The organism is Microbacterium sp. R86528 (genome assembly GCF_044596335.1).
Classification (GTDB): domain Bacteria; phylum Actinomycetota; class Actinomycetes; order Actinomycetales; family Microbacteriaceae; genus Microbacterium; species Microbacterium marmarense.
Genome location: NZ_CP138996.1, coordinates 1,552,123 through 1,569,792 on the forward strand (window position 1 = coordinate 1,552,123; position 17,670 = coordinate 1,569,792).

At 64.3% G+C, this 17,670-nt stretch carries 15 protein-coding genes; 12 read left to right on the top strand and 3 right to left on the bottom strand.

All coding sequences use genetic code 11. The annotated features are described in order from the left end of the window. Positions 1 to 89 precede the first annotated feature (89 nt). From SJY18_RS07265 to SJY18_RS07295, 7 genes are all read left to right on the top strand, one after another. Positions 90 to 1,256, top strand: coding sequence for an ABC transporter ATP-binding protein (locus SJY18_RS07265; protein WP_396667070.1), 1,167 nt, complete (start codon positions 90 to 92; stop codon positions 1,254 to 1,256). Positions 1,257 to 1,305: 49 nt separating this feature from the next. After that, positions 1,306 to 2,490: an extracellular solute-binding protein gene (locus SJY18_RS07270; protein WP_337338961.1), complete on the top strand. Its 1,185-nt coding sequence runs from the start codon at positions 1,306 to 1,308 to the stop codon at positions 2,488 to 2,490. Beyond that, a complete protein-coding gene (locus SJY18_RS07275) occupies positions 2,480 to 3,418 on the top strand; it encodes an ABC transporter permease (protein ID WP_396668892.1) in 939 nt (312 codons plus the stop codon). Before SJY18_RS07270 ends, SJY18_RS07275 begins: the two co-directional genes overlap by 11 nt. Continuing rightward, positions 3,415 to 4,323, top strand: a complete 909-nt coding sequence (locus SJY18_RS07280; RefSeq protein ID WP_337338960.1) for an ABC transporter permease — start codon at positions 3,415 to 3,417, stop codon at positions 4,321 to 4,323. The genes SJY18_RS07275 and SJY18_RS07280 overlap by 4 nt, the downstream gene beginning before the upstream one ends. 78 nt (positions 4,324 to 4,401) lie before the next feature. Continuing rightward, positions 4,402 to 6,057, top strand: coding sequence for an amidohydrolase (locus SJY18_RS07285; RefSeq protein ID WP_396667071.1), 1,656 nt, complete (start codon positions 4,402 to 4,404; stop codon positions 6,055 to 6,057). Between the two features lie 129 nt (positions 6,058 to 6,186). Beyond that, complete coding sequence (locus SJY18_RS07290) at positions 6,187 to 7,623, top strand: NAD(P)/FAD-dependent oxidoreductase (protein ID WP_396667072.1); 1,437 nt, start codon at positions 6,187 to 6,189, stop codon at positions 7,621 to 7,623. Continuing rightward, on the top strand, positions 7,620 to 7,970 hold the full coding sequence (locus tag SJY18_RS07295; RefSeq protein ID WP_396667073.1) for a cupin domain-containing protein: 351 nt from the start codon (positions 7,620 to 7,622) through the stop codon (positions 7,968 to 7,970). Before SJY18_RS07290 ends, SJY18_RS07295 begins: the two co-directional genes overlap by 4 nt. Before the next feature lie 8 nt (positions 7,971 to 7,978). Here the strand turns inward: SJY18_RS07295 and SJY18_RS07300 are convergent, their stop codons facing one another. Beyond that, the gene (locus tag SJY18_RS07300) at positions 7,979 to 9,643 is read right to left on the bottom strand and encodes a PucR family transcriptional regulator (protein WP_337338956.1); all 1,665 of its coding nucleotides are present in this window, start codon (positions 9,641 to 9,643) and stop codon (positions 7,979 to 7,981) included. Positions 9,644 to 9,732: 89 nt separating this feature from the next. Between SJY18_RS07300 and SJY18_RS07305 the strand changes: the two genes are divergently transcribed. From SJY18_RS07305 to SJY18_RS07320, 4 genes are all read left to right on the top strand, one after another. Further along, positions 9,733 to 11,220 (top strand): CoA-acylating methylmalonate-semialdehyde dehydrogenase, encoded by a 1,488-nt coding sequence (locus tag SJY18_RS07305; protein WP_396667074.1) that lies wholly within the window; start codon positions 9,733 to 9,735, stop codon positions 11,218 to 11,220. 33 nt (positions 11,221 to 11,253) lie between these two features. After that, positions 11,254 to 12,612, top strand: a complete 1,359-nt coding sequence (locus SJY18_RS07310; protein ID WP_396667075.1) for an aspartate aminotransferase family protein — start codon at positions 11,254 to 11,256, stop codon at positions 12,610 to 12,612. A gap of 127 nt (positions 12,613 to 12,739) precedes the next feature. Beyond that, positions 12,740 to 13,147 carry a transferase gene (locus SJY18_RS07315; RefSeq protein ID WP_337338953.1) on the top strand — a complete coding sequence of 136 codons (408 nt, stop codon included), beginning with the start codon at positions 12,740 to 12,742 and terminating at the stop codon, positions 13,145 to 13,147. Between the two features lie 36 nt (positions 13,148 to 13,183). Continuing rightward, on the top strand, positions 13,184 to 13,789 hold the full coding sequence (locus SJY18_RS07320; RefSeq protein WP_396667076.1) for a thermonuclease family protein: 606 nt from the start codon (positions 13,184 to 13,186) through the stop codon (positions 13,787 to 13,789). On the opposite strand, the gene SJY18_RS07325 is transcribed toward SJY18_RS07320, so the two are convergent. After that, positions 13,786 to 14,184, bottom strand: coding sequence for a DUF1304 domain-containing protein (locus SJY18_RS07325; protein WP_337338951.1), 399 nt, complete (start codon positions 14,182 to 14,184; stop codon positions 13,786 to 13,788). The two genes, SJY18_RS07320 and SJY18_RS07325, sit on opposite strands and share 4 nt — an antisense overlap. A 185-nt stretch (positions 14,185 to 14,369) precedes the next feature. Here SJY18_RS07325 and SJY18_RS07330 point away from each other — a divergent pair, with 185 nt between their 5' ends. Further along, positions 14,370 to 14,975, top strand: coding sequence for a LysR family substrate-binding domain-containing protein (locus SJY18_RS07330; protein ID WP_396667077.1), 606 nt, complete (start codon positions 14,370 to 14,372; stop codon positions 14,973 to 14,975). A 194-nt stretch (positions 14,976 to 15,169) separates the two neighbouring features. On the opposite strand, the gene SJY18_RS07335 is transcribed toward SJY18_RS07330, so the two are convergent. Then, a complete protein-coding gene (locus SJY18_RS07335; protein WP_396667078.1) occupies positions 15,170 to 17,665 on the bottom strand; it encodes a CHAT domain-containing protein in 2,496 nt (831 codons plus the stop codon). Between the last annotated feature and the right edge of the window lie 5 nt (positions 17,666 to 17,670).

Sequence of the window (17,670 nt, forward strand, 5' to 3'; positions counted from 1 at the left end):
TGCTCGGCGATATGTAATTCTCAAAACATCACACCGGCTTCGCAGCGTTGCGCAGCCCTCGACCCGAAGGACTCCACCAGGTGACAACGGTGACCGATGCGGACTCGACCGCAACGACAAACTCTGGCGCGGCTGACGGCCGCGGCGGCGTCCGCCTTGAGGGCATCACGAAGCGGTACGGCGATCAGACCGCCGTCGACAACCTCTCGTTGACCATTGAGCCTGGCGAGTTCATCTCTTTCCTCGGCCCCTCGGGTTGCGGCAAGACGACCACCCTGCGCATGATCGCCGGCTTCGAAACGCCCAATGCCGGCGACATCCTCATCTCAGGAGCCTCGGTGCTCAACGCGCCGCCGTACCGCCGCGATGTCAACACGGTGTTTCAGGCCTACGCGCTGTTCCCGCATCTCTCGGTGGCCGAGAACGTCGCCTATGGGCTGCACCAGCGACGCACCTCCAAGTCCGATGTGCGCGAGCGCGTGACCGCGGCTCTCGACATGGTGCAGATGCGCACGTTCGGCGACCGCCGCCCCACTCAGCTCTCGGGTGGCCAGCAGCAGCGCATCGCGCTCGCTCGCGCGCTCGTGAACCGCCCCGCCGTGCTGCTGCTCGATGAGCCGCTCGGCGCACTCGACCGTCAGTTGCGTGAAGAGATGCAGATGGAGCTGAAGCTGCTCCAGGCGCGCCTCGGCATCACGTTTGTCTTCGTCACGCACGATCAGGGCGAAGCGCTGTCGATGAGTGACCGCATCGCCATCATGCGCGCGGGCCGCATCGAGCAGCTCGCAGACTCAGACACCGTGTATGCGCACCCCGCCTCCGCCTACGTCGCCGCCTTCGTCGGGCAGCAGAACTTCTTTCGCGGCAGCGTGACCGAATCTGGTGCTGCTGTGACCTCTGCTCACGCGCTGGTGCGCGGCGCGACAGCGTCGTTGGCAGATGCTTCGCAGGGCGAGGCCGCTGTGCGACCCGAGTTCATCAAGATCGAGAAGGACGGCATCACCGCTGGCAGCACCGACGATGCGAACACCGCGCGCGGCAAGCTTCTCGGCGTCTCGCACCTCGGTGACACGATGCAGTTCCTGGTGAGCCTCGGTGATGACCAGAGCCTGGTCGTGCGCCGTCCCACACCCGACGCTCCCTCTCTTCGCATCGGCGACTCGGTTCTTTGCACCTGGGAAGCCCGCCACGTTCTGCTCTTCCCCGCCGATGACTCCGCCGCCGAGGGCGGCTACGTCGCTCCACCTACAGCCTGATCCGTCGCCACACCAGCCACCGGCGCCAAACCCGAACCAGGAGTCTCTGATGACCGAATCCAGCAACCCGCTCCGCATTCTTGCCCCGCAAGAAGCCGTGCCCACGATCGCGCGCGAGATCTCGCGCCGACGCTTTCTCAGCGTTGCGGCGATCACCGGCGGCGCAGCAGTGCTCGCCGCCTGCTCCCCGAGCGGCGACAGCACCCCATCGACCCAGGCGACCGGCGGCGAACTCGAATCGAGCCTGTCGGTGTACACCTGGGGCGACTACGACTCCCCTGACGTGATCGCGTCGTTCACTGCCAACCTGGGCCCAACAGTCACGCTCGACTCATACTCGTCGAACGAAGAGCTCATCGCCAAGCTGATCGCCGCGAAGGGTACGTCTGGCTACGACATCGTCGTGCCCACGGGCGTGTTCATTCCACAGATGATCGAGAACGGTCTGCTGACGAAGTTCAACAAAGACCTGCTGCCCAACATCTCCAACATGGACCCGGCCTACCTCGGCCGCGCGTGGGATCCGAACAACGACTACTCGATCTGCAAGGCCTGGGGAACCACGGGCTTCGTCTACGACAAGAACATCATCACCCGCGAGCTGACGACATGGGGCGACTTCTTCGACGCTGCGCAGAACGAGGCCAGCGGAAAGACAGCGATGTCTGATGACCCGGCCGGTGTCGTTGGCGCCTATTTCTGGGCGAACGACACTGACTGGAACACCGAAGATCCCGAACAGCTCGAGGCGTGCCGCGAGTACCTCGTGAACACCATCGCACCCCACATCTCGGCGTTCGATTCGTACCCGGGCACCAACGCGATCCCGCAGGGCACTCAAGCGCTCATGCAGGCGTGGAACGGCGACGCTCGACTGGGCCTGATGGAATCAAGCGAACCCGACCGCTGGCAGTGGGTTCTTCCTGGCCCGATCACCGAGCTGTGGATGGACAACTGGGCGATCGCCGAAGGTGCGCCGAACCCCGAGGCTGCCCACGCGTTCATCAACGACTCGATGACCCCCGAGAACCTCTTCTTGAACCTTGACTACATCGGCTACAACGTCGGCGGAAAAGACATGGAACAAGAAGCGATCGACGGCGGCATCGAGCTGACCGACTTCATCTTCTTCAGCGACGAGCAGCTCGCCACCATGAAGGAACAGGTGCTCAACGACTCGCAGACGGTTCGTGTGGAGATCTGGAACGAAATGAAGGCCGCCGCTGGTGCGTAAAACCTCCGGTGCCGCGCTCGCGGTTCCTGCGTGGGCGTGGTTCCTCGTCTTCTTCGTGGCCCCCGTGGGGATGGTCATCTGGTTCAGTTTCGGCTACAAACCAGGCATCTTCGGCACCCACGCGAATGACATCCTGTCGTTCGATCGCTATGTCGAAGCGCTGACTCCGACGTTCTTGGCGACGTTCATCAACACCCTGTGGGTGGGCGTCGTCGGAACAGTGCTGTGCTTTCTGATCGGTGCGCCGGTGGCGTACTGGATGGCGTTCAAAGTGAAGCCGTCACGGCGTGGATTGCTCATCGCACTGGTGCTGGTGCCGTTCTGGACGAACTTTCTCGTCCGCACGATCGGTTGGCAGATCATCCTGTCACCGGAAGGCTGGATGTCTTCGGGCCTCCAGGCGGCGGGGTTGCTCGACGGCCCGCTTGATCTGCTCTATACCCGAACGGCGGTGGTCATCGGTGTGGTCTACAACTACCTGCCATTGATGATTCTGCCGCTGTTCGTCGCTTTCGACCGCGTCGGACCGGCGCTGCGAGAGGCGTCGAAAGATCTCGGTGCGGGCAAGGTGAGCACGTTCGCGCGCGTCACACTTCCACTCGCCCAGCCCGGAATCATCGCGGGCGTGCTGCTGGTGTTCATCCCGCTGATGGGCGACTACATCACGGCGACGGTGCTGGGTGGGGCCAAAGGCAACATGATCGGACAGCTCGTCGCGAGTCAGTTCCAAACCGCGCAGAACTGGGCGCTCGGCTCAGCCATGGCTGTGCTGTTGATGCTCGTCATCACACTGACGATCGCCGCGGGCGCCGCTCTCATCTGGCTGGTCACGCTGCCGTACCGCCACCGCACGCGGTTGGTGCTCGGCCCGGTTGATGACGAGAAGACGGATGCTGCCCCTGCCGAGCGCACGGAGGTGCTGACGTGACCCAGACAGTTACTGAGACCATGCTGCGCGCGCAGCAGGCTCCCGGCGCCCCTCGTGAGCGCAAGTTGAAGAGAACCTGGTCAGACATCGCGTTCAACGTGTGGGGCGTGCTCGTGATGCTCTTCTTGTTCGCGCCGATCATTGTGATCGTCATCTACTCGTTCAACACCGGGCGCCTGCTCGTATCGTGGGACGGCTTCGGCTTCGACGCCTTCGCCACGATCCTGGTGAAGCCAGCGATTCAGAGTGCCGTCGTCGTCTCGTTGCAGACCGCACTGTTCGCCGCTGTGATCGCGACCGCGCTCGGCACGCTTGCCGGCATCGCGATGGCTCGCCACCCGGGCAAATGGACCTGGTGGTTCCTTGGCTTGCTGCTCATGGTCTCGGTCACCCCCGAAATCGTCGATGCCGTTGCCCTGCTGCCGTGGTTCGTCTGGCTTGGCCAAGACATGGGCATCGGAATGTTCAACAACGGCCTGGTGCGCCTGTCGGTCGGGTCTTCGCTGTTCGCGACGGCGGTGGTCTCGTACATCGTGCGCGCACGGTTGATCGGCCAAGACGCCAACCTCGAAGAGGCCTCGAGCGACTTGTACGCCAAGCCGTTCACGACCTTCCGCAAAGTCACCCTCGCGCTGGCGATGCCCGCGGTGCTCGCCGGCTTCCTGCTGGCGTTCACGCTGAGCCTCGACAACACCATCGTGGCGGCGTTCGTGCAGGTCTCAGGCTCAACGCCGTGGCCGGTGTATGTACTGAGCGCGGTGAGATCGGGCCTTCGCCCTGAGATCGCTGCGGTATCGACGATCATGTTGCTGCTCACCCTCGTGGCACTCGCGCTCGTCGCGCTCGTGCTCAAGCGCGCAGGCGATTCGGCTACCGAGATCGCCCGCACCATGACCGGCGGCTGATTCTGGGAGTGGATGCTTCGCCGTGGCGCAGCATCCACTCCAGCGTCTGTCCGCATTCGTTCCATCAGAAGGATCCCCATGCCCTCCGCAGAGCTTGTCTTCACCGGTGGTGCTGTGTTCACGGCTGACGCCGTTCGCTCACGCGCACACTCGGTTGCCGTTTCAGGAGGGCGGATCATCGCCGTCGGCGGCGACGAAGTGCGAGAACTGATCGGCACGAAGACCGAGGTAGTCGACCTCTCTGGGCGCATGCTGACACCGGGCTTTCAAGATGCGCACGTGCATCCGGTGTGGGGTGGCCTCGACATGCTGCGTTGCGATCTGGCCGGCTACAGCACTGCCCCCGATTACCTCGACGCGATCTCTCGCTTCGCGGCGGCGAACCCCGACGACGAGTGGGTTCTGGGCGGAGGGTGGCAGATGTCGGCCTTTGCGGGTGGCACGCCGACGGCCACCGCTCTCGACTCTGCAGTCGCCGATCGTCCCGCGTTTCTGCCGAACCGCGATGGTCACGGCGCCTGGGTGAACTCGGCAGCGCTGCGACTTGCAGGCATCGATCGCGATACGCCGGATCCTTCGGACGGGCGAATCGAGCGCGCCCCCGATGGCACCCCCACCGGCACACTCCACGAAGGCGCCATGGGTCTGGTGAATCGCCTGTTGCCCGAAGAGCCACTTGATCGCCTCACTGAAGCGCTTCTCGTCGGTCAGCGATACCTGCATTCGTACGGCATCACTGCGTGGCAAGATGCGATCGTAGGCAGCTATGGTGACGCCGGTGATCCAGCGCCGGCGTATATGAAAGCTGCCGCCGACGGCACTCTGACTGCCCGGGTGATCGGCGCGCTCTGGTGGGACCGGACCAAAGGCCTCGAGCAGATTCCGTCTCTCATCGAGCGACGCGAACGCTTTCGCGCCGGCCGCTTCGCGGCGACCAGCATCAAGGTGATGCAAGACGGGGTCGCCGAGAACTTCACCGCCGCCATGATCGAGCCTTACTGCGACGGCCACGGCCACTTCACCGACAACTCCGGGATTTCGTTTGTAGCGCCCGAGATCCTCAACGAAGCGGTGCCGTTGCTCGATGCCGCCGGCTTTCAAGTTCACTTTCACGCCATCGGAGACCGCGCCGTGCGCGAATGCTTGGATGCTGTCGAACACTCGATAAACCGCAACGGCCGCGGCCACAACCGACACCACATCGCACACATACAGGTCGTGCATCCCGAAGACATCCCACGCTTTCGGCGCCTCGATGTGGCCGCCAACATGCAGTCGCTGTGGGCAACGCTTGAACCGCAGATGGTGGATCTCACCCTGCCGTTCCTCGGCGCCACCCGCAGCGCCTGGCAGTATCCGTTCGGCGATCTGCTGCGCTCAGGCGCCGTGCTGGCAGCGGGCAGCGACTGGTCCGTTTCATCGCCGGATCCCCTTGCCGCCATCCACACGGCCGTCAACCGCCTGGCTGGTCCCGGCTATGAAGAAGGCGACTACGAGCCGTTCCTTCCAGAACAAGCCATCGACTTGGCAACGTCGCTCACTGCGTACACCGCCGGATCGGCCTGGGTGAACCATCTCGATGCTGACGCCGGCACCATCGAAGTCGGCAAGTACGCAGACCTCGCCGTGCTCGATCGCGATCCCTTCGATGCGCCCAGCGACGAGATCGGGCACACCAGAGTGCTGCAGACCTTTGTCGAAGGTGAGCGCGTGTACGCGGCCTCCGACGCATAGCCGCCTTCGCCATGGCGACTGCTCGGACAACTCGTACGAGCGCGGCCGGACTCGCGACACCAAGATGTGGCGGGCACACCGCCATGACACGAAGATTGAATGAACGAAACCCCTGAAAGGGTGATACCCGTGGGAACGACTGTCTTCGAACGACGTCGGCCACCGGCCGCGGCAATCCAGCGTGGCCTTGCAGACACGCAGCACAGCGTGTTCTGGCTCGATGATCTGCCTGCCACCCCCGCCCGCCCGTCACTATCGGGGGTCGTTCACGCCGACCTCGCGATCGTCGGCGCCGGCTACACCGGGCTGTGGACTGCGCTGCTCGCCAAGCGTCGCGACCCGTCAAAGCGTGTGGTGGTCGTCGAAGCGCGCACTGCCGGCTGGGCAGCTTCTGGCCGCAACGGCGGTTTTTGCGAAGCTAGTCTCACGCACGGTCGCGAGAACGGAGTGACTCGTTGGCCTGACGAGATCGATCAGCTCGATGAAATGGGGCTTGCAAACCTCGACGGAATGGGCGAAGACATCGCCTCGCACGGCATTGATGCCGATTGGGAACGTGTCGGTGCGCTGTCGGTGGCGACCGAGCCGCACCAGCTCGAGTGGCTCGACGAATGGGAACAAGACGCGCGCTCGCGCGGCGACGAGTCTCTCGTACGGCTCGACGAAACGCGAGTGCAGGCGTCTGTCGCATCACCGACGTATCTGGGCGCGGTGTGGGAGACCCGCACGACCGCGCTCGTGCACCCCGGAAAACTGGCCAGCGGACTCGCGCGCGCTGCAGAAGAAGCAGGCGTCGTCATCTACGAGTCGTCGCCCGTCAGGTCGCTCGACGACGCCGCGGACTCGATCGCCGTGGTGACCGCTGGCGGCCGCATCGTGGCATCGCAGGTGGCGCTTGCCACCAACGTCTTTCCTGCACTGCTCAAGCGCGCTCGACTGATGACGGTGCCGGTGTACGACTACGTACTCATGACGGAACCTCTGTCGAGTGAGCAGCTGCAGGCGATCGGATGGAATGACCGCCAGGGAATCGGTGACCTTGCGAACCAGTTCCATTACTACCGCATGAGCAAAGACAATCGGATCTTGTTCGGCGGCTACGACGCGGTCTACCACTACGGCCGCAAGGTGCGCTCGCAGTATGAGAACCGACCCGAAACCTGGCAGTCGCTCGCTAGCCACTTCTACACGACCTTCCCCCAGCTCGAAGAGGTGAAGTTCACTCACAAGTGGGCGGGCGCGATCGATACGTCCACACAGTTCTGCGCCTTCTTCGGCACCGCTCGTCGCGGTCGTGTGGCGTACGCCGCCGGTTTCACCGGATTGGGAGTCACCGCAACGAGGTTCGCGGGCGATGTCATGCTCGATCTGCTCTCGGGCGAGAAGACTGAACGCACCGAGCTTGAAATGGTGCGCAAGCGCCCGTTGCCGTTCCCGCCAGAGCCTGCTGCCGCTATCGGCATCAACGCGACTCGCTGGTCACTCAACCGCGCCGACCACAACAACGGCAAGCGCAACCTGTTGCTGAAGACGCTTGACTCGCTGGGCCTGGGATTCGACTCATGAGCTCAGTGACCGCTGGCCTTTTGGCCGATGCCGCGACGCTGTTGCTCACCCACGAAGCAGTGCCGCTCGAGCAGGTCGTTGCCGGCATGCCCACGACCGGCTATGCCACGATCGATGAATCGGACGCGCTCGAGATCGGCGTGTGGGAGATGTCGATCGGCGCGATGAGCGACGTGGAAGTCGACGAAACCTTCGTGGTGATTGCCGGAGCAGCAACGCTAGAGGTTGTCGATCCCGAGCTGCCGGCGATCGAGCTGGCGCCGGGGTCGGTGGTCAGGCTGACAGCGGGGATGAAGACAGTGTGGACTGTTCGCGAACCCCTGCGCAAGATCTATTTCGCCAGCTAGACGCCGTCTCAGCGCCCAGCGCTTCGTCGAATCAGCAACGCCAGGTGCAGTGCGGTCTGCGTCTCGCCGTCATCGAGGTCGAGACCGAGGAGTTCTTCGATGAGCGCGATGCGCTGGTAGAAGACCGAACGGGATAGATGAGAGGCGGATGCCGCGGCCGTGCGGTTACCCGGGTGCGCGAGCATAGCTTCGAGAACATCGAGCAGATCACCGCCGCGCGCGAGGTCGTAGTCGATCAACGGTGCCAACATGCGCTCACCGTGTTCGAGCACGCGCCGGTCGTCGCGGAGCGACGTGACCAGATGCACGAGCGGTCGGTCGTCCGCGCGGCGAAGTTGCAGCCCTTTCAGCGCGCGCCGACGACGACCCCGCGACAGATCGACCGCGTCGTGCAGCGACGACAGCGCATCATCAAGGCCTGCCGCTGCGCGCCCGATCGAGACAACGAGTCTTTCAGCGTCAGCCGGCGAGTCTGCCGCTTCCCTCGCGAAGGTGCGGGCGGTCTCATCATCGAACACAGCGCCTAAAGGCAGAGAAAGCAGCATGAGCGCAGCGGGACCAGCCGCACCCTCGGGGGCCGAGCCCATGAGCACCTTGCCGCCCACCGCGCGGGCTGCAGCATCCACCCTCTCAGGAGTGACTGGCGCTCCCGAGAAAACGACCCCATGCACCGACGCGGAGTGCACCGGCAGTCCGGCGGCCTCAAGCCTCGCGGCTGCGCCTCTCGCGCCTGCGAACCTTCCAGTGAGCAACCCATCGATGAGTCGGCGCCGTCCGATGCGCCCCCACTCATCAGAGTCACCGTCTGCCAGACGGCCAACCGCGAGAGCGATGGCACCCTGCTCTAAGACTGCGGATCGACCAGCGGCATGCTCGGGCCCAGGAAGTGCGATGAGGCTCCCCCAGCGAATTCCACGCGCCTCGATCGGCACCACCAGCCAATCGTCGAGCGTCGGGGCAGCGCCGCGCTGCGACCGATGCTCGGCGCGACGTTGCGCCGCCCTCGACTGAAGCTCCCACTCGACGAAGAGCTCTTCCTCCATCGCGGGCGGCACTTCTGCCGCAACGACCTCGTGCGCGAGGTTCTCGAGCACGATCGGCGCGCTCAGCGTCTGCGCCAGTTGCTTCACAATGAAGTCGGCCGGTGAGCCGCGCAGCACGAGCGAAGTAAACCGCTCTCGCACCTCGTCTCGCGCTCGGAGCGCGTCGTGCTGCCCGGTGATGATCACGCTGTGGACGCTTTCGGTGACCGCCACGAACTTCACTTCACGGTGAAGAACGATGAGCGCCAGGCCGCGTGCCTCGGCGGCCTGCGCCACCACGGCGGGCGTGTAGCGATAGTGGGCGCCAAGCTCGAGCACGAGCCCGGCGATTTCAGCGTCGGCGAGCGCATCGATGAACCGACGCATGTCGGCGGGATCGGTCGGCCACGATGATCCTGTTGACAACAGCAGTTCACCGCCGTTGAGCAATCGTGCCACGTCACCGCTGTCAGAGGCGTAGACCCAGCGAACCCGCTTCTCGAGGGCGCTATCGCCGACGAGAACCTCGGGCACGCCCTGTGCGAGCACGTCAAGAGCGAGCACGTCGCGCACGGTGGGAAGAGTCTCACTTGCGGAGCGACCTGTCGGACGATCCGTGCGAATGGAGTGATCTTCGCGACGTTCGGCCACTCTTGCCGCCTCTATTCCTCTGACAAACTGGGACAAATCCACCATAGATGATGCCCGGTCGATTTGTCCGACCAGCGCAAGGAGATCTCATGAGCCTCATCCAGCACCACATCAACGGTCAGGCAACGGGCGCGGCCGAGCGCACCGGCAATGTCTACAACCCCGCCACCGGAGCCGTCCAGCACGAGGTGGCATTCGCCAGCGTCGACGAGGTCACTGAAGCGATCGCCGCGGCAAAGGCCGCACTTCCGGGCTGGCGCGCCACCGGTCTGATCAAACGCGCAGACGTGTTCTTCCGGCTGCGTTCGCTGTTGATTGAGCGCCAAGATGAACTGGCCGCGATTCTCACCAGTGAGCACGGCAAGGTGCTTTCAGACGCAAAGGGCGAGATCAGCCGCGGCCTCGAGAACGTGGAGTTCGCCGCGGGGCTTGTGCACCTGCTCAAAGGCGAGCGCAGCGAGCAAGTGGCCCGCGGAGTCGATATTCATTCGACCAAGCAGCCCGTCGGCGTCGTCGGCGCCATCACACCGTTCAACTTTCCGGTCATGGTGCCGTTGTGGATGACAGCCTCGGCAATCGCGTGCGGCAATACGGTCGTACTCAAGCCCAGCGAGAAAGACCCGAGCGCATCGATCTTCCTCGCGAAGCTGTTCGAAGAAGCAGGACTGCCCGCGGGAGTTCTGAACGTCGTGCACGGCGACAAGGTTGCCGTTGACACGATCATCGACTCGCCCGATGTGCGCGCCGTGAGCTTCGTCGGCTCCACGCCGATTGCGCGTTCCATCTACCAGCGCTCCAGTGAGCAGGGTAAGCGCGTGCAGGCACTCGGCGGTGCTAAGAACCACATGGTCGTTATGCCGGATGCTGATCTCGACGGCGCTGCCGACGCGGCGGTTTCTGCCGCCTACGGCTCGGCCGGCGAGCGCTGCATGGCTGTCTCGGTGCTTGTCACGGTCGGCAACGACGTCGCAGACGCACTCGTCGAGAAGGTCGCCTCCCGCATGAAGTCGCTCATCATCGGCGATGGCACCGATTCGGCGTCTGAGATGGGACCTCTCATCACGCGCGAACACCGCGACAAGGTCGAGTCGTACGTGACGGGCGCTGCGGGCGAGGGCGCGACCGTGGTCGTCGACGGCACTCAGCAGGAGTTCGACGGCGACGGCTTCTTCACCGGAGTGAGCCTCATCGACCACGTCAAGCCCGGTATGAACGTCTACGACGATGAGATCTTCGGCCCGGTGCTGTCGGTGGTCCGCGTCGAAAGCTATGCCGAGGCTGTCGAGCTGATCAACGCGAACCAGTTCGCGAACGGTGTTGCGATGTTCACCCGCGACGGCGGCACCGCCCGCCAGTTCGAGGTCGACATCGAGGTCGGAATGGTCGGCATCAATGTTCCGATCCCGGTGCCCGTCGGTGCGTATTCGTTCGGCGGGTGGAAGAACTCGCTGTTCGGCGACTCGCACATCTACGGCCCCGAGTCGATCCACTTCTACACCCGGTCGAAGGCTGTCACGACGCGTTGGCCCGACCACACCCCCACCCAGGTCAACCTGGGCTTCCCGAGCAACCACTGAGCCTCAGCGCTGCGCACCCGAAAGGACACACCGATGACTGACGTTTCGATCGATCTCGACACTGAAGCGCGGGTACGCGCTGATGATCGCGCACATGTGTTCCACTCGTGGAGCGCACAGGCGCTTATTGATCCCATGCCCGTTGCCGGGGGAAGCGGAGCGACATTCTGGGACTACCAGGGCAACTCGTTTCTTGACTTCGGCTCGCAGCTGGTCAATCTGAACCTGGGCCATCAGCATCCTGACCTGGTCGCCGCCATACAAGAGCAGGCCGGTCGCCTCGCGACGATCGCACCTGCCATGGCCAATGATGTTCGTGGCGAGCTGGCTCGGCGCGTCACAGAGGTCGCTCCAGACGGCTTCGAGAAGGTGTTCTTCACGAATGGCGGCGCAGACGCGAACGAGAATGCCGTGCGCATGGCTCGACTGGTGACAGGCAAGCGCAAGGTGCTGTCGATGTACCGCAGCTATCACGGCAACACCTCGACGGCGATTTCGCTCACTGGCGACCCCCGGCGGTGGGCGAACGAGCCCGGTGACGGGTCGGTGGCCAAGTTCTTCGGTCCGTACACCTACCGCTCACCGTTTCACTCATCCTCACCCGAAGAAGAGGCGCAACGGGCCCTGGAACACCTTGAGCAGACCATTGTGTTGGAGGGTGCGTCGACAATCGCGGCGATCATCATCGAAACGGTCGTCGGAACCAACGGCGTGCTCATCCCGCCGCCCGGCTATCTCAACGGTGTGCGCGAGCTATGCGACCGCTACGGCATCATGTACATTGCCGACGAAGTCATGGTCGGGTTCGGGCGCATCGGTCAGTGGTTTGCGTTCCAAGAGTTCGACGTCGTTCCCGATCTGATCACCTTCGCAAAGGGAATCAACTCCGGTTATGTGCCTCTCGGCGGCGTCGTGATCTCAGAGCGAATTGCCGCGCACTTCGATACCGTGATGTTCCCGGGCGGTCTGACCTACTCGGGTCATCCGCTGGCATGCGCAGCGGGCCTGGCGACATTCGAAGTGTTCGATCGCGACGGAATTCTCGAGCGTGTGCGCGATCTCGGCTCACGCGTGATCGCGCCGCGCCTGCATGAAATCGCATCGCGTCACCCTTCGGTGGGTGATGTGCGCGGGATCGGCATGTTTTGGGCTATCGAGCTGGTCAAAGACCGTGAGACCCGCGAACCGCTCGTTCCGTTCAACGCCGCAGGCGCCGACGCCGCACCCGTGTCAGCCGTCGCAGCGGCCTGCAAGAGAGACGGGCTGTGGCCGTTCGTGCATTTCAACCGAGTGCACGTTGCGCCGCCGCTGGTGATCGACGAAGACGACCTGGTGCGCGGTCTCGGCATCATCGACCGTGCCCTGTCGCAGGCTGACGAATATGTGAACTGAACGCGAAGCAATCCGCTTCGCTTCAGGCTACGAATCACTCCTGAGACACAAACATCTGGGTATGGGAATGAATGATCCCACCGAGTCGTTGGTGTCGATAGTCGGCAAATTGCCGTAGGAGGGGCTCGTGGGTAAGAACTACATCGACATCGAGAACGATCTTGGCGAAACACTGCGCTACCGCAAGCACGTCAACGGTCGAGGGCTGATCGCGCACGGGGCGAAAGTGCACCCGAGCGCCGTGGTTGAAGCTGGAGCGTATGTCGAACCCGGAGTTCAGATCGCCGCGGGAGCCCATGTGGGTCGCGGCGTGTGGGTTGAGACAGATGCTGTGATCGGACCAGAAGCACGCATTGAGCCGCACGCTCATATCGGCTCAGGTGCCGCGATCGGTGCGGGCGCCAAAATCGGCGTGCGCACTCAAGTGGGAACGGGTGCACGCGTGGCGATTGGATCGCTGATTGGCGACGATGAGACCATCAGCGATGGCGAGCGTGTCGCCACCGACCAGCGGGGACTCCGCCTCGCCGCCTAGCAACAGACGGTCGGGGGTTGCCGCTAGCCTGTCGCAGTGACCAATCGTTCCGGGCGACAAGCGCGATGGGGCGTGGCTGCCGTGGGCGTCGGCATCGTCTTGACGCTGGCTTTCTTCGCGTTGCCACCCGTGATCGACAACCTGGGTACCGCCGATTCGAACGACGACTCAAGAGCCGAAACCTCGGCGGGCGGCGTCCCAGAGCGTCCCGACGACGCCTTCGCCATGACCGTGGAATACGTCATCGACGGTGACACCGTCAAGGCACGGGCAACTCACGCCAACGACGTAATGCCCACTTCTGAACGCGTCTCGGTGCGGCTGATTGGGATCGACACCCCCGAGCTGCGACCCGAACCGGAGTGCTGGTCACAAGAGGCGACCGATCACCTCAGCGCGCTGCTGCCCGAGGGCTCTATCGTCTGGGTGGCGCCCGACCAGGAATGGTACGACCGCTACGACCGCGCCCTTATGTACCTGTGGAACGAGTCAGGCGATTTCGTCAACTATGAGTTGATGGCGGCCGGTGATGCGCGTTCCCTCGTCGTGCGACCGAACGATCTGCATGCTGAGCTCTTCGCACGAGCCGAAACTGATGCGCGTGCAATCGGCTCCGGTCAATGGGGCGCGTGCGTGTTCTAGGCGAAGAGGAACACGACGAAACCGACGAGCGGAAAAGTTCCCTGAATGAGCGCCGGGCGCAGGTACTTCGCTCCCGTGGTGATCAAAACCATTGCCGCCGCGGCCATCGACCCCAGGCTGAACAGCACGAGCGTGCGGCCTGCGACATCGGCCGTGGTATCTGGACCGCCCGCCCAGAACAGCGCGAGGCCTAGAATCACGCCGATCGCCAGGAACAGATTGTAAAAACCCTGGTTGTAGGCCATCGGCTTGGTGATCTCCGCGGCATCCTGAGAACGAATTCCGAAGATCTTCCACACCCGCGGCTGCGTCCACTGCACACTCTCCATCACAAAGATGTAGACGTGAAGCAGCGCGGCGAGCGCGGCGAAGACGGTAGCAATGATGGCGAGCATCTTCGAACCCTAGCGCCACGGCTACGCTTGGCGTCATGGTTAAGGGCGGCGGGTCGCGCGGACGCCCGCGCAAGAGCGGGCGCGATGCCGCACCCCGGCGGCAAGGCAAGCCCACTAGTCGCGCAGGATCGCCGAAATCACCTCGCCCGAGCAAACCCAAAACTGCCATCGAGATTGCGCCCCCCGTGGTGGATCTGCCGCCGCGCTTCACGCTCGGAGTCATTCCCGGCGCTACGCCCGGAAAATGGATTGACGTGTGGAACTCCCGCATGCCTCGAACCCCGCTTCATCTCGTGCACCTTTCCGTAGCAGATCAGTATCAGGCGCTGGCCAGCGGCGAGGTAGACGCGGCGATCGTGCGCCTGCCGATCAGCAAAGACCGGCTTCATGTCATCGAGCTCTACGAAGAAGACCCGGTCGTCATCGCATCTATCGACTCTCACCTGACGGCAGCGGAACAACTGTCGCTCGAGGATTTGAGCGGCGAGGTGCTCATCGTGCCCGATGACGATGTGCTCGACCTCGACGTTCCTGGTGCGGTGGCGCCGCGTTTCGCAGCACCTGCCGACATCGAAGAGGCGATCCAAACCGTGGCCGCCGGTGTCGGCATCGTCATCGTTCCGATGTCGATCGCACGGGCGAATCGCCGCAAAGACACCGCCTACCGTGTGCTGAGCGACGGGCCTGCCTCGCCCGTGGGCGTCGCGTGGCTCGCTGACTCCGACAACCCCGCCATCAACGCCTTCATCGGCATCGTGCGCGGACGCACGGCTCAGTCGTCGCGCGCGTAGCGGGGGATGTCGCCAACCTGGGTCTCTGCGACATCCCCCGTGGTTCGGGTGCGAAGACCACGCCCCCATGCGTGCCCGAAAACGTCTTCGCGTTGGTCACAACCCCCAGCCCGTTTGGTGGCCACCCGTTCCGATGATCAAGAGCACGACAGAAGCGCGGTGATACATCGCGGGCGAAGCTTTTTTGAAGTTTCTCAAAATCCAGCGCCATGCACTTGAAACGGCGCGATGATTCCTGTCTGTTCGGATGCTGCGGCGAGCGCGTCCGAGGGCTGCGAGCCTGCGGCGAGCTGCTCGTGCATAGCGCCGAGCAGCTCACACGCCTCGTCGTCGGCGACCATGACCGGTGCGGCGATCACACATCGGGCTCCCGCGTGCAGCCAGATTCGTGTCATCCCGATCGCCTCTTCCCCCCAGCGCACCGACGAGCGGCCAACCTCGCAGGCTGAGAGCACCACAACGTCGGGCACCCGGGGAATGAGGTCGATGTCGTAGCCGAACAAGGTGCCATTGGCGAGCTCGAGGCCCGAGAACATGGGGTTGTCGACCGCGTGCCGACCGTGGGCGGCCACGTGAAGCGTGCCCGATCGACCTGCAAGCTCAGTCACCGCGTCTACGGTTGCCGCTTCGCCCGTGACGAGATGCGCGGCGGGACGGAAAGCAGCCGATCTATTCACCTCTTCGCGCGCTCGCGGCACTCGGGGTCCCGCGACGAAACCGACCCCCGAGCGAACGGCGCCGCCGCGACGGGTCACCCAGCTGGTGGCTGAGGTCGCAAGAGTGAACACGCGCCCGCGCATTCCGGGAAGCATCCCCCAGGGAATGCCATTGAGCACGCCGGGCGCCGTGATCACAAGGCGACGCGCGCGAGCCCACGCTGCGGGCACGTCAAGCAGCGCCTTGGACAGTGCGGCAAGACGCTCGTCTAGAGACCTGCGAACAATGCGCGCCATCGGTCCGGAGACCATCGACGCTGAAACGTCGAGATCGGCTCGCAAACCGGCCATCAGCGCGCTCACCGTCGGCCAACTCGCCACATCGATGACGCGCGTGCGTGTCGCAGTGACCACGACACAGAGCACATCGTCGCCGCTCCACACATATGACAGCAACGCGGTGTCACCATCGAGTCCAGCCCGCACGGCGCTCAGCGTCGCGCGCTGTTCGATCTCAATGCCGCGGGTGTCACGCCATTGACGTTCGCGCACGCGGTCGCGCAGCACCTCGGCCCGGGGGTCGGCAAGCCAGCTGTCGCCGAGTGCATCCTGCCGAATCTGACGGAGTTCTGCCAGGTCTGCGGCGAGTGCGGCATCGGGCGGTGGACGCAGCGGCACAACGCTCTGATTGAGGTGGCGTGCACGTTCAGACCAGTCGAACAGAACGTCCGCTCGTCTCGAAGCCACCGCAGCGCGCAAGCCCGCCACCATCAATGGCGTGGCATGCACGGCCGCAGACGTGCGCAGGTCGAGGCTTCCGAAAGCCGCTTGACGGCGCACGAGTTCGTCGAGGCCGCGGGCGCAGTAGCGACGCACCGCAGCCGCATCGCCATCGCTTTCCGCGCGACGAGCGCGCGCCTGTTCGGCCAGCAGAACGGTTGCCAGCGACGAGTCTCGCGGCACGCGGATCGCGCGCCGCGCGCCCGGTGGCACGACGGCGCCGTCGTCAGAGCGCAGTTGTGCGGCGAGTTTCACCGCCGTTGCCGCAGAGTTAAGCCCCGCTCGTTGCAGCCCTCCCACAAGAGCAGGAACGCGCGCCATCGCGGTAGCGCGGTGAGAAACGACTCGGCGCTCGCCGGTGGCGCCATAGACGTCATCTGCGAGCGCAGCGCGCACCTCGGTGGCTTCGGCACGCAGGGCCCACGTGTGGCTTCCCAGTGAATGAAAGCGCCTCGCCGCGGCGCGAGCCAGGCGCATCGCATCTCGCGGGTCGTGCAAGAGCCGCGATCTGGCCAAGCCGAGTTCTGCTTCTGCGCGAGCTTGACGCATGCGGTGGGCACCGAACACTCGAGCAACTCTCGCCAGTAGCTGCTCTGCTTCGGTCGTGAGTCCGGCATCACGCAGCACCTCGGCACGATCGAGATCCGATTGCGCCGCCGCCGCCGGCGACTCCTGCTCAAAGGTCGGTCGAGCAGCCTCCATATGCGCAAGCGCGGCGATGAGGTCTCCTGCGAGAAGTTCGACGTAGCCGAGGTTGTGCAGCGCTTTCGCCCGCTCGACCGGCTCGCCGAGGTCAGCGAAGATCGCGGCCGCGTGGTTCAGATCGTGTCGGGCCATTGTGAGGTCGCCCCCGAGCATCGCCGCCACGCTGCGGTTGATGTGCATGCGTCCGGCGCGGGCACGATCTTCGAGAGTGACGTTGACGACGCCATCCAGCGCCTGGGTGAGCAGCTCGCGCGCCTCACTGTTCTCGCCGCGCATCAACGCGAGCACGCCGAGTTGACCAAAGAGAATAGCCCGCGTCTCACCACCCACACCGGTGTCGTCCATTGCTTCGCGACACAACGCCTCAGCGGTTGCTGGATCGCCGGTGCGCGAAGCAATGTAGGCGAGAGTTCCCGCGATCCTGGCGCGCAGGTCGGGGTCGACGGTGCGCGCCTGCGCGAGGCGCAGGTCACGGCGGGCTGCCGCGTTGCGACCCGCGTTGCCGTGTTCGACGCCGCGCGTGTAGAGCTGCGTTGCGCTCAGTCCCATAGGTT